This is a genomic window from Rhizobacter sp. (assembly GCF_032229685.1).
GTDB lineage: Bacteria > Pseudomonadota > Gammaproteobacteria > Burkholderiales > Burkholderiaceae_C > LMDS01.
This window is the reverse complement of record NZ_JAVTWP010000042.1, coordinates 1-12,333: the sequence shown is the minus strand read 5'-3', so window position 1 is coordinate 12,333 and position 12,333 is coordinate 1. Positions and strand designations below refer to the sequence as shown.

General features: G+C 67.2%; 13 protein-coding genes. 2 read left to right on the top strand and 11 right to left on the bottom strand.

The annotated features are described in order from the left end of the window. Positions 1 to 9: 9 nt before the first annotated feature. The 3 genes from AC30PD_RS21585 to AC30PD_RS21575 are packed head-to-tail and all read right to left on the bottom strand — an operon-like array spanning position 10 to position 2,981. Positions 10 to 1,311, bottom strand: a complete 1,302-nt coding sequence (locus AC30PD_RS21585; protein WP_489537758.1) for a metal-dependent hydrolase family protein — start codon at positions 1,309 to 1,311, stop codon at positions 10 to 12. Between the two features lie 2 nt (positions 1,312 to 1,313). Then, complete coding sequence (locus AC30PD_RS21580; RefSeq protein WP_489537757.1) at positions 1,314 to 2,111, bottom strand: alpha/beta fold hydrolase; 798 nt, start codon at positions 2,109 to 2,111, stop codon at positions 1,314 to 1,316. 3 nt (positions 2,112 to 2,114) lie between these two features. Then, a complete protein-coding gene (locus AC30PD_RS21575; protein WP_489537756.1) occupies positions 2,115 to 2,981 on the bottom strand; it encodes a fumarylacetoacetate hydrolase family protein in 867 nt (288 codons plus the stop codon). A gap of 198 nt (positions 2,982 to 3,179) precedes the next feature. Between AC30PD_RS21575 and AC30PD_RS21570 the strand changes: the two genes are divergently transcribed. Both AC30PD_RS21570 and AC30PD_RS21565 read left to right on the top strand, forming a co-directional pair. Continuing rightward, a complete protein-coding gene (locus tag AC30PD_RS21570) occupies positions 3,180 to 3,878 on the top strand; it encodes a TetR/AcrR family transcriptional regulator (RefSeq protein ID WP_489537755.1) in 699 nt (232 codons plus the stop codon). Positions 3,879 to 3,917: 39 nt separating this feature from the next. Then, positions 3,918 to 4,766, top strand: a complete 849-nt coding sequence (locus AC30PD_RS21565; protein ID WP_489537754.1) for an alpha/beta hydrolase — start codon at positions 3,918 to 3,920, stop codon at positions 4,764 to 4,766. A gap of 15 nt (positions 4,767 to 4,781) precedes the next feature. Here AC30PD_RS21565 and AC30PD_RS21560 read toward each other — a convergent pair whose 3' ends face one another. The 8 genes from AC30PD_RS21560 to bchY form a co-directional block, all read right to left on the bottom strand. After that, the gene (locus tag AC30PD_RS21560; RefSeq protein WP_489537753.1) at positions 4,782 to 5,423 is read right to left on the bottom strand and encodes a biliverdin-producing heme oxygenase; all 642 of its coding nucleotides are present in this window, start codon (positions 5,421 to 5,423) and stop codon (positions 4,782 to 4,784) included. Positions 5,424 to 5,501: 78 nt separating this feature from the next. Then, positions 5,502 to 6,884 carry a photosynthetic reaction center cytochrome PufC gene (pufC, locus tag AC30PD_RS21555; RefSeq protein ID WP_489537752.1) on the bottom strand — a complete coding sequence of 461 codons (1,383 nt, stop codon included), beginning with the start codon at positions 6,882 to 6,884 and terminating at the stop codon, positions 5,502 to 5,504. Continuing rightward, complete coding sequence (gene pufM, locus AC30PD_RS21550) at positions 6,881 to 7,861, bottom strand: photosynthetic reaction center subunit M (protein ID WP_489537751.1); 981 nt, start codon at positions 7,859 to 7,861, stop codon at positions 6,881 to 6,883. The genes pufC and pufM overlap by 4 nt, the downstream gene beginning before the upstream one ends. 51 nt (positions 7,862 to 7,912) lie before the next feature. Beyond that, positions 7,913 to 8,737, bottom strand: a complete 825-nt coding sequence (gene pufL / locus AC30PD_RS21545; protein ID WP_489537750.1) for a photosynthetic reaction center subunit L — start codon at positions 8,735 to 8,737, stop codon at positions 7,913 to 7,915. Positions 8,738 to 8,854: 117 nt separating this feature from the next. Next, entirely contained in the window at positions 8,855 to 9,058 is a 204-nt protein-coding gene (gene pufA, locus AC30PD_RS21540) for a light-harvesting antenna LH1, alpha subunit (protein ID WP_489537749.1), read from the bottom strand. A 12-nt stretch (positions 9,059 to 9,070) separates the two neighbouring features. Continuing rightward, on the bottom strand, positions 9,071 to 9,301 hold the full coding sequence (pufB, locus tag AC30PD_RS21535; protein WP_489537748.1) for a light-harvesting antenna LH1, beta subunit: 231 nt from the start codon (positions 9,299 to 9,301) through the stop codon (positions 9,071 to 9,073). A 154-nt stretch (positions 9,302 to 9,455) separates the two neighbouring features. Beyond that, entirely contained in the window at positions 9,456 to 10,937 is a 1,482-nt protein-coding gene (bchZ, locus tag AC30PD_RS21530) for a chlorophyllide a reductase subunit Z (RefSeq protein ID WP_489537747.1), read from the bottom strand. Next, the coding region (gene bchY, locus AC30PD_RS21525) for a chlorophyllide a reductase subunit Y (protein WP_489537746.1) at positions 10,937 to 12,333 on the bottom strand (1,397 nt) is incomplete at its 5' end. The genes bchZ and bchY, both read right to left, overlap by 1 nt.

Sequence of the window (12,333 nt, the reverse complement as noted above, 5' to 3'; positions counted from 1 at the left end):
TGGTGCTCCTCAGGCGGCCCAGCGAGTGGTGCCCTGGCCGCTGCGCGTGTGGCGCATCGGCGGCGCGCGGTGGAACTCGCCGTCTTTCATCACGGCCAGGATGCGGGCCTTGTCTTGCAGCACGGTGATGTCGGCGAGCGGGTCACCGTCGATCAGCAGCAAGTCGGCCAGGTAACCTTCGCGCACATAACCGAGCACCTTGCCCATGCGCATCATCGGCCCACCCCAGGCAGTGGCCGAGAGCAGCGCTTCCATCGTGCTCATGCCCACATGCTTGACGAAGTACTCGAGGTCTTTGGCGTTGGTGCCGTGCGGCGTCCACGCAAAACCGTAGTCGCCGCCGGGCAGGATGCGCACGCCGCGCTTGCGCAAGGCGCGCATGCTGGCGATCGACGCTTCGAGCTCGCGCGGGTAGTCCATCTTCTTCACGACTTCGGGCGTCAGGCCGTAGTCGGCGGCGTGGTGCACGGTGTTGATGAGCCAAGCCAGGCCGGGCGCGACGAAGTGTTCCATCTTGTGCGCTTCGAGCATGTCGAGCGCTTCTTCGTCGCAGAAGCTCGCGTGGTAGATCACCTCGATGCCCTGGCGCACGCATTCCTTGATCGACCAGGTGCTGCGCGCGTGGGCCGCGACCCGTTTGCCCCAGGCCTTGGCTTCTTCGACGCAGACGCGGATTTCTTCTGCCGTGAACTGGCTCATGTCCGACGGCATGCCGGTGATGGATTCGCCCGACAGGTTGATCTTGATCGAGTCGACGCCGTACTTGGCGAACATGCGCACGCAGCGCCGCATTTCTTCGGCGCCGCTCACGATCGCGCCGAACGCGAACTCGGTCTGTGGCAGGTGGGGCTGGGTCGAGTCACCGAGCCCGCCCGGCACGGTGATTTCCTGGCTCGCAGCCAGGTAGCGTGGCCCCACGATGGTGCCGTCGTTGATCGCGTTGCGGGTCACCACGTCGAGCCGGGGCTTCGCCGCCGCGGCGCCGACGCAGCTGGTCCAGCCCATGTCGAGGTAACGCTTCGCGACTTCGGCGCACCACAGGATGTGTTCTTCCGGCGGCATGCGTTGGATCGCGTCGAGGCTCGGCTGGTCGTTCCACGAAAAGTGCGTGTGGGCCTCGACCATGCCGGGCATCAGGAACGCGCCCGCGCCGTCGATCACCTGAGCGCCGGCCACCGGCGCCGAGCGCGCGCCGTAGCCAGTTTTCACGACGCGCGAGATCTTGTTGCCCTGCACCAGCACGTCGCCGGTGAACGGCGTTTCGCCGCCGCCGTCGAAGACACGCACGTTGGTGAACATCACGTCGGCCATGGTCAGATCCTTGCGTTGGCGGCCAGGAAGTCACGCAACTCGCGCTGGCACTCTTCGGGCCGCTCGAGCGGCGTCCAGTGGCCGCAGCGAGGCAACACCACCACGCGTGTGCTGCGCGCACTGCGCAGCCTTTCGGACATGGCACGCACGGCCTGCGGTGGCGCCACACCGTCTTCGTCGCCGGTCACCAGCAGCACGGGCGCCTCGATGCGGTCGATCGCTGCGGCCTGCGCGCCGGCGAGTGCTTCGCAGCTGCGTGCATACGCGTCACCGTCCTGGCGCATCAGGCTTTCGCGCACGAAGGCAACGGTCACCGGCAGGCGCTGGCGTGTGTCGGCGGAGATGGCGGCGTTCATCAGCGCCTGCGTGATCTCGTGCATGCCGGCGACCCCTTCGCGCGCTTTCACGGCTCGGCCTTTCATCGCTGCGCGGGCCGCTTCGGGCGGTTCGATCAGCGGGCCGAACAAGGCCACGCTGGCCACCAGTTTCGGGTGCGACGCTGCGATGTGCTGCACGACGATCGTGCCCATCGAGTGGCCCAGCCAGTGGGCTCGCGTGACACCGAGCCGCGCGCACACGCCCAGCACCGTCTCGACGTAACCTTCGATCGACAGCGCACCCTCGAACCGCTGCGAACGCCCGCTGCCCGGCAAGTCGATGCGGACCACGCGGTGCCGCGCCAGCGCCGGCATCAGCGGCGCCCAGGTGTTCGAGCTGCCGCCCAGGCCGTGCACGCAGACGACGGCCGGGCCCTCGCCTTCTTCTTCCACCGCAACGCGGTCGATCAGTTGAAAGCCCATCGTTCAGCCGAACCGGTTCTCGATGACACCGAGGCCATCGATCTCGATGCGCACCACGTCACCTGCCTTGAGCCACTGCGGTGGTTTCAGGCCCATGCCCACACCGGCCGGCGTGCCGGTGGCGATCAGATCGCCCGGGTAGAGCGTGATGCCGCGCGAGCAGGTTTCGATCAGCGTGGGAATGTCGTGGATCATGTCTTTCGTCAACCCGTCCTGCCGCAGCGCGCCGTTGACCCAGCCGCGCACACGCGTCGCGCGGCCGTCGAGCTCGTCGGCGGTCACGACCCACGGGCCCATCGGGCAGAAGGTGTCGAAGCTCTTGCCCAGGTCCCATTGCTGGTGGCGCATCTGCACGTCACGCGCCGTCACGTCGTTGACGATCGTGTAGCCGAACACGTGGTCCATGGCCCGCGAGCGCGGAATGTCGCGGCCGCTGCGGCCGATCACGATGGTCAGTTCCGACTCGTAGTCGATCTGCGTCGACGCGGCCGGCGCCGGCATCTGCACCGTGTCGAACGGGCCGATCACGCATTCGGGCAGCTTGCCGAACACGATGGGCCACGGGTCGTCTTTCGGCATCGTGGTGCTGAACACCGTGGTGGCGAGTTCGGCGGCGTGTGCGTGGTAGTTGCGCCCGACGCAGAACAGGCTGCGCAGTGGCTGCGGCAAGGGCGCGCGCAGGGTGACCACGTCGACCGGCAGGCGAGCGCCCGAAGGCTGCGGCAGCGGTTCGCCATGGGCCAGCGCCTGGATCAGCGGCAGCACGCCACGCGTGGCATCGGCCAAGGCGAGCGGCGTGGCCTCGCGCCCGTCGGCCGAGATCGTGCCCACGTGATCGCGTCCACCCCATTGCCAACTGGCCAAGCGCATCGAGTTCGTCTCCGAGGTGCCGCGAGGTTCATCCGGGTGTGTGCCCGCCGCCTCACGATCGTTGAACAGCCAGAGGCTTCTTGTGCCTCGATTCGTGAATATGAGACTTGCGTCTCAAATCAGGATGGGCGCATCATACGTGCCGACGTCTGACTTTCACAAGCGAAGGCACACCTTCCAGCACCCCGGACAAACCCCATGGCCCGCCTGAAGCACAAGCTGTCGCAACCCCCTGTGCCCCCCGCGCGCGGCGTGAAGGCAGCGACCTTCCATCTGCTGCTCGACACGGCGATGGACATCATCCAGCAGAGCGGCCACATTCCCTCGGTGGCCGAGGTGGCGGTGCGCTCCAAAGTCTCTCGTGCCACCGCCTACCGTTACTTCGCGAGCCGCAGCGCGCTCGTCACGGCCGTGATCGACAGCTCGCTCGGCCCGGTGCGCATGCTGGCCTCGGACAACCCGAGTGGCCGCGAGCGGGTGCACGAATTGTTCGTGCAGACCTTTCCGCGCTTCAAGGAGTTCGAGCCGCAGCTGCGCGCCGCCGCGCAGCTCTCGCTCGAACAATGGGCACTCGAGCGCGCCGGGCTCCTGGAAGAAGAACCCTACCGCCGCGGCCACCGCGTGCGCATCCTGCAGCACGCCATCGAACCGCTGGCGCCGCTGATGCGGCCGGTCGTGCGCGACCGCCTGCACCGCGCCTTGTCGGTCGTCTACGGCATCGAGCCGTATGTGATCCTGAAAGACATCTGGGGCCTGCCCGACCGCGAGGTCGAGCGCACGGCGTTGTGGATGGCGGACGCGTTGATCGACGCCGCGCTGCGTGAGGCCGGCCCGGCGCTGGCCGAAGTGAAGCCCGTGGCGCGCAAGGCCCGTGCGGGCGCGCTCAAGAATGCCTGAACCGTGCGCGGCCGCGCACTTGACTGACCTGGGAAACACATGCGCCGAGCATCACCCGCCTGGTTCGACGAGCAGTACAACAACCGCGCCCGAATCCCCGAACACCCGGCGATCCTGGCGCACTGGTTCGAGGCTTCGACGCAAGCGCGCGCGCGCCACGCCGACATGGTCGAGCAGGCCTACGGCGCCGAACCGCGCGAGCGGCTCGACGTGTTTCCAGCGCGAGCCCCCGGTTCACCCGTTCTCGTCTACCTGCACGGCGGCTACTGGCGCGCGCTCGACAAACGCGACCAGAGCTTCGTGGCGCCGCCCTTCGTCGATGCCGGCGCCCTGGTCGTGCTGCCCGACTACGCGCTGTGCCCGGCGGTGACCGTCGAACACATCGTGCTCCAAACGGTGCAGGCGCTGGCCTGGGTGCACCGCCACGCGGCTGAATATGGCGGTGACCCGGCGCGCATCGTCGTCGCCGGCCACTCGGCAGGCGGTCACCTGGCGGCGATGATGCTGGCCTGCGACTGGAAGGCCGTGGCGCTCGACCTGCCGGCCGATCTGGTGAAAGCCGCGTTGTCGATCTCGGGTGTGTACGAGCTCGAACCGCTGCGCCATGCGCCTTTTCTTGCTGCCGATCTCGGCCTGACGGCCGCACAAGCGCGGCGTCTGAGCCCGGCCTTCATGCCGGCGCCGCGCGGCGAGCTGGTGGCGGTGGTCGGGGGCGACGAGAGCGAAGAGTTCCAGCGGCAGACCGCGCTGATCGCGCAGGCGTGGGGGCCGCAGAGCACGGTGACGACCGAGACGGTGGCCGGGCGCAACCACATGGACGTGCTGCACGAGCTGGCCGACCCGGCATCGCGGACTCACCGCCTCGCGCTCGGTTTGCTGAGGCTGTAGCCGGCCGCCCGGCGTTCAGTTCAGGTGCGCCACGGCCAGTTCTTCGAACAGGGCCTGGTGGCGCCGAAAGGCCGAGCAGGCCTCGGCCACGATGGCGTCGACACCGATCTCGCCCACGGCGACCGCCCGCAGGCCGTCGCGAAACTCGCGCGTGAGCCGGGTGGTTTCTGAATCGTCGCCGAAGTCGTAGAACGCCGTGCCCTGCCCCGCCGGCAGATGCATGCTGCGCGCGACGATGCGGCTGAGCATCTGGCCACCGCTCAGGTCGCCGAGGTAACGAACATAGGCATGCGCGAGCAGCAGTTCCGGCTCGTGCGCTTCGATCTGCTGCAGCCGCGTCACGTACAACGCGCCCGATGGCTGCAGCGTGAGTGCCTCGCTCCAGCCCGGCCCGTGCAAGGCCTCGAGGTCGTCGGCGATCGACTGCGTGCGGGCCAGCGGCGCGGCGAACACCGGCGCGATCACCGGGTGGGCCGCGTGGCGTGCGAGCGCCGGCTCCATCGCGGCGTAGATCGCGTGCAGGTTGCGCAACAGGGCGCAGTAGGCGGCCTGTTCCATCTTGCCGCGCAGCAGCACGCCCATGAAGACGCTGCGCTCTGCCTCGGTGTGCAGGGCGCGGGTTTCGCTCTTCAGCCGTTCGGCCAGGCTTGTGTTCAATCGGGGCTCCACTCAGATGCCGTCGTCATCATAAGCAGAGCCCATGCCACTCGCGGGCTGGCGCCCGCGCCGCCCGGGCTACTTCAAGGCCACTTCCACACGGCGTGCCTTCGGATCTTCACCGGCCAGGTTCGCCTCGGCCGACTGCGGCTTCTGCAGCATGACCCGGTCTTCGGCGATACCGGCGGCCTTGATCGCATCACGCACCGCGAACGCGCGTTGTTTGGCGAGTTCCTGGTTCTGCGGCAGATCGCCCGCCGCGGAGTGGTAGCCCGAGATGCTGACCTTGGTGGCCGGGTCGGCCTTCAAGGCAGCGATCAGCGCGTCGAGGTTCTTGCCCGCTTCGGCCGGCAAGGCCGACGATCCGACCGCAAAGAACACGACGGCATTGCTGGCCGTGCCGGCCACCGGCGTGGCTGCCGCGGCGTCGGCCGGAACGAGGGCAGCGCGCACGCCAGCCAGTTCAGGATGCGTCTTCAACATCGGCGCACCATACAAGGGCTTGTAGGCACCCTGGTGGCAGGTGGCGCAGTTGAGCTTGGGCACGTCGCCTGTCGGGCCGAGGCGGTTCGCGGGGAACACGCCGGCGAGCGAGTCGAGGTACTGCGCGTTCAGGTCTCGCGTCATGCGGATGCCGTACCAGGCGACGCCCCGCGGCGGGGTGCTGTTGTCCCAGTCGGCGAAAGAACGCGTGTTGTGGCAGTAGGTGCAGTTCACGCCCAGCGACTGCGACATGTGCATCATCAGCCCGTAGGTCCACTCGGCCTGTTTGGTGGAGTGGCGGTTGCTGATCGGCAAAGCGCTGGTGCCGATCACGCGGATGTCGGCCGCCTGCGACAGGAAGGGCGTGAACGGGTCGTTCGGCAAGGCGGCCAACGCGACCGAGGTGGCCGGCGCGTTCTGCCCGGCCTTGTTGCCGGTCATGCCCGCCGCGTGCTTGTCGTCGGCCGGCTTGAACCACACGTTCGCCGGCACGTTCTTGCCGCGGTGGCAGGTGTAGCAGGTGACGCCGGTCTCGGCCACGTGCGGCTTCCAGTCGGCGTTGATGTGCTGCGTCATCTGCAGCATGCGCCGCGCCACCACCTTGGTGTAGAGCGAATCGCTCGAGAAGTCTTCGCCCGCCTTGTGGCAGTAGGCACAGCCTTGGTCTGGCGCGACCCAGGCTGTCATCGAAGTCATCAGCCGCGTGAATTCGCCGACGCCGAGATCGCCCACGACCTGCAGGTTCTTGAAGACGGTCTTCGCGGCCGGGCCGCCCGGCGGCACCATCGGCGAGTCGGCAGGCACCGCGTTGACGGCCGCCTGCGCTGCCACGGCGCGGGGGTTGTAGACCTGCTCCATGCCGGTGCCGCGGTAGCCGCGCTGCACGGTGTCGACCGGCGGCCGTTCGCAGGCCGCGAGCAACAAGCCGGCGGTGATGGCACCGAGCCACGCCGAAAGTCTGGTGGCGCTGATCATCATGGCTTCACTCCCGGGAGCAGGCTGGGGTCGATGACAGGCGCGAACACGGCCGGGTAGACCGGCGCCACATGGTGTTTGACAGCCCACAGGTACCAGTTGTCGACCACCGTGCCGGTGAGCAGGATGCCGATGCCACCGACCAGCGGGCACAGCACGGCGAACCACCAGCCCCAGCGGTGGATCGACTCCATCGTGGCGTTGAAACCCATCGTCCAGCGCCAGAACAGGGCGGCGCGTTCCGAGGCCGTGCCGCGGTCGACGATCTGCTCGATCTCGCGCTCGCCACCGAAGCGGCTCACGGCGAGGATGGTCGCGCCGTGCATCGCGAACAGCAGCGTCGCGCCGTACAGGAACGCGATCGACAGCATGTGGAAGGGGTTGTAGAACAGGTTGCCGTAGCGGATCGAGAACGCCGCCGTCCAGTCGAGGTGAGGGAAGATGCCGAAGGGCACCGCCTCGCCCCACGAACCCATCAGGATCGGGCGGATGAACCCCAGCACCAGGTAGAGCCAGATCGCCGCGGCGAAGGCCCAGGCGATGTGCGTGCCCATGCCGAGCGCTCGTGCGCGGCGGTACATGCGTGCCCACCAGAGCAGGAGCGAGGCAGTGAGAAAGAAGCCCGCCATCAGCCACCAGCCACCCTGGTTCAGCGGCGGAAAGAGCTTCAGGCCCATGCTCGGCGGCGGCGGTTCGAGTGCCAGCCAGAACAGCTGGCGCACGAACTGCACCGGGTCCCAGTTGACCGAAGCGAGCATGTTCAGGCCGATGATCTCGAAGGCGATGAAGCCGCACAGCAGCGAGGCCAAGCCGAGCCAGCCGAGGTAGATCGGGCCGATCTGCGCGTCGCCGAGCTTGCCGATCCAGTGCACGTGGATGGGCGGGCCTTCGCGTTCCTTGTTGCCGCTGGCCAGCGGAATCCCGGCGTAGGCAGGCGACACCGCCTGCACGCGGGTGAAGATGTTCTGGTACTCAAGCATCGAGGTCTCCTTGGCCTGTCTCGGCGTTCGTTCTTGCGGGCTCGTTCCGATCTAGCGCCAGATCGGCAAGTTCAGCCACCAACTCCACCACTCGGGCCAGCCTCGGGTCCAGAACGGGCCGCTGATGACGATGCACACGGCGCTCCAGAAACCGGCCGACAAGGCCAGGAACAGGCCGAGGCGGTGGATGCCGAGGGTGCCGATCGAGTAGCCGATGGTGTCGCGGAAGAAGGTGTTCTCGTGCTCCGCGGTCTTCACCGTTTCGCCCTTGGCCGGGTTGGTGGCCGAAAGAATCAGCCCGCCGTGCAAGGAGAGTGCGAAGGCTGTCGCGAAGAAGAAGCTCACGCCCAGCATGTGGGCGGGGTTGTAGTGAAAGTGCAGGTATTGGTAGCCGGTGTTCGAGACCCAGTCGAGGTGGCTCATGATCCCGTACGGGAAGCCGTGCCCCCAGGCGCCGAGCAACACCGGGCGAATGACGACCAGCGTCACGTAGGCCAGGATTGCGATCGAGAACGCGAAGGGCACGTGGTAGCCGATGCCGAGCTTTCGACAGATCTCGACCTCTCGAAGCGCCCACGAAACGAATGAGCCGATCGCGCAGACCGTGATGAGCTGCCAGAGGCCGCCTTCCATCAGCGGCGCCATGCCGAGGCCGTATATCAGGTCGGGTGGTGCGATCGAGATCTGCCACAGGTTCCAGGTGGGGCCTTGTGATGCACCCCAGACGATGAGCAAGGTGCCCACGGTCGCGAAGAACAGCGTGGTCACGCCGAAGAAGCCCACGTAGAACGGGCCGACCCAGAAGTCGAACAAGTCGCCTCCGGTCAGCGTGCCGCCTCGTACACGGTATTTGCGCTCGAAACTCAGCATGGCCATGGTCAGTCCCCTAATCGGGAGCGCCCGCTCACGGGCGGCTCCCTTTCACACTTGTGTCGGCGAACAGGTGCGGGCGGTTGGCCCGCGCCCTGCTCGCTTGCCAGCAACGCGGTAGAGCTACTTCGGCGCGGGGGCCGTTGCAGCCGCCGGCATCGGGGACATCTGCCCCGCGACGGCCGCGCCCTTGCGCGAACCTTCGAGCCAGTTGAACCGGTCGGTGCTGAGCAGGATGAAATGAATCACCAGCGCCAGCACGAACAGGAACGTGAACAGGGCGATCAACGTCCTGCGTGGATCGAAAAGAGTCCAGATACGCCACATGTCGTCTCCTCCCTATGCGTTGAAAGCGACTGCGATGTAAGCCATCGCGACATCTTTTGCGTCGTTCACGATCGACGCATAGCCGCTGGCACCCGGCAGCCAGGGCCGCCATTGCCATGCCAGGAAATGCGCGACGACCGCGATCAACGTGAAGATGATGAAGCTCGTCATGAAAATGCCGTGAAACTCCTTGGCTTCCTGATCCGACAAACCGGATAGGGAGCCTTGCCTGCCATCAGCCATGGTCTTTACTCCTTCTAGGCCTTTCGGCCCTTTGTGGCCTTGCGGCCAACACCGCGCAACTCCCCCGCGGCGGGGCTTGACGCGACGGCTGTCGCGGCAATTCTTCGAGTCCGCTCACCGCGGACAATCTCTTGATTCGAAATCTGTGTGAGCTTCATGCCGGCTCACCCTGTCGCAGTGAATCCCGCGCGCGCGCCACGCGTGCTGCGGTGACACGTTCTTCGCCGGCACGCTTGGCATCGCGCTCGGCGCGATCACGCAAGCGCTTGGCGGCCGAGATCTGCACCAGCACCGGCTCGGTCTCGACGAACTCGCCGAGCAGCTGCTGGGCTTCGTCGTCCCAGGGCCTTGCAGGCTCGTCGCCCAGACGCGCTGGCGTCGGGTCGACGCGGTCGAGATCGGTGCCGAGCGGCAGGATGTGGAAGAGCGCGTCGAACAGCGCGTTGCAGAACTCCTGGACCAGGTAGGTCGCCCCCGCATACCCCATGAACGGCGTGCCGGTGTGGCGCCGGATGATCGGCAGCGGAAACGAGGCCGGGATGAAGCTCGTCTTCATCATGCCGCCCCCGCCGATCTCGGCCAGGTACATGCGCTCGTTGTAGCTGCCGTACATGACCAGCGGCGTCTTGTCTTTCACGAGCCGCCGCACTTCGTCGTTGTCGGTCTTTGCACCCGGCTTGCGGGCGACGGCAAACTGGCAGGGCAGGCCCAGTTCGTCTTCGAGAAAGTGCTTCACGCCGCGGGTGTAGGTTTCGTTGGCGACGATCGCGAAACTCGCGGTGCCGAAGAAGTCTTGCGTGACCGAGCGCCACAGGTCCCAGATGGGTTTGATCGTGCTGTGCTTTTCGCGCTCGATGAAGGGCTCGGGGTCGAGGCCGAGCAACTCGCCGAGCGAGCGCAGGAACTTGGTCGTGCTGTGCAGGCCGATCGGCGCTTGCAGGTAGGGGCGGTCGAGCGCTTCGCACAGCATGCGACCGAACTCGCGGTACATGCAGATGTTCACGTCGGCTTCGACCAGCCGCGACACATCGGCGAGGTGGCTGCCCAGCGGGAACACCATGTTGATCTCGGCGCCGATGCCTTGCACCAGGCGCCGGATCTCGGCCAGGTCGCTCGGTGAGTTGAAGGTGCCGTAACTCGGGCCGATGATGTTGACGCGGGGCTTCTCGCCGGCGGGCCGCTCGGCGAAGGGCTTGCGCGCCGGAACCTTCTTCAGGCCGTATTCCGACCACAGCCAGAACATCGCGCGGTTCGCGCACTGCCACTGGTCTTCGTCGATCGTTCTCGGCAGAAAACGCTGGATGTTGGTGCCGGAAGGCGTGACGCCGCCGCCGATCATCTCGGCGATCGAGCCGGTCACCACGACCGAGGGCAGGTCGGGGTCGAGCGTGGCGTGGGCGCGGCGCATCGAACCTTCGGTGCCTTCGCGGCCGAGCTGCTCTTCGGCCAGGCCGGTGACGACGATCGGCAGCTCGTGCGGCGGCAGCGCGTCGGTGTAGTGCAGCACCGAGGTCACGGGCAGGTTCTCGCAACCGACCGGCCCGTCGATCACGACCTGCAGGCCCTTGATCGCGGTGAACACGTAGACGGCACCCCAGTAGCCGCCGGCGCGATCGTGGTCGAGGATCAGCGCCATCAGATCATCTCCTCGGCCTTGCGCTTCTTCGCGGCCTTGACGACAAGACGGCGCTGCTCGGCCTTGAATTCGGGGCGGTCTTGCGGCACGCCGTGCGCGGCCTCCCACACCCCGGCCGCGTGTGACACGCCGGTGCTGCCGAAGAAGTCTTTCATCCGGTCGAAGCGCGCCTTGTTGCCGATGGCGGCATTGATCACGGTGGCGAGCGAGCCGGCACCGGCCGGCCCCATCAGCGGGCGTGCCGAGATCAGGTTGGTGAAGTACAGCGACGGAATGCTCAGCTCTTTCGCGGCCTGAACCAACGGCGTGGTTCCGATGGCGAGATCGGGTTGCCACTCGTGCATGGCAGCGAGGTCTTGTTCGAGCGAGGCGCGGAACTGCACGTGCACGCCTTTGGCTTCGAGCCACTCGCGGTCTGCGTCGCTCCAGGCCGTGCGCGGGCACGCGGTGCCCACGTAGCGCAGGTCGGCGCCGCTCTCCACCAGCAACCGGCCGACGAGCAACTCGGAACCCTCGTAGCCGCTCAGCGTGATGCGGCCCTTGATCGGCATCTTCGCGAGCGCGCCCTTGATGGCTGGCAGCATGCGGTTCTTCGCGGCGTCGATCTTGTCCTGCGCCACGTTGGTGGCGTTGCCGATCGCCTGCAGCCAGGCTTCGGTGCCGTCGTGGCCGACCGGCGCCGAGCCCACGATGCTGCGACCCGCGGCATCGAACTCGCGGATGCTGGCGGTGTAGAACGGGTGGATCGCGGCGACGGCTGCGCAGTCGAGCGCCGCATACAGCTCGCGCCATTCGCGTGTCGGCACCACGGGGCCGGCGGCCAGGCCCATGGGCTCGAGCATCATGCCGATGATCACCGGGTCGGCCGGGAACATCTCGCCGAGCAGCGTGATCGTTGGTTTGTCGGAGCGGCCCGCGCGCGGCGCCTGCACTGGCCCGGCCAGCACTTCGGAGCGTGCGTACTTCAGCATCGCACCGGCCAGCACGTCTTTCGCTTCGGCGTGTGTGGGCACGCCGAAGCCGGGCACGTCGATGCCGATGATGCGAACGCCGTTGATCTCTTTCGGCAGGATCTGCAGCGGCACGCCGCTGGCGGTCGGCACACAAAGGTTGATGATCACGATGGCATCGAGCAGCGCCGGGTCGGCCTGCTTGTAGACCGCCTCGCGGATGTCTTCGAAGAGCTTGCCCGTGACCAGCGATTCGCTGTTGAACGGCACGTAGCCGACGCTGCGTTTGGCACCGTAGAAGTGCGAAGTGAAGGTCAGCCCGTAGACGCAGCAGGCCGAGCCCGACAGGATCGTCGAGGTGCGCCGCATGCGCAGGCCGACGCGCAGCGAACCGAAGGCCGGGCACATGCTCTGCGGCTGGTCGTGCGGGCCGGCCTTCTCGTCAC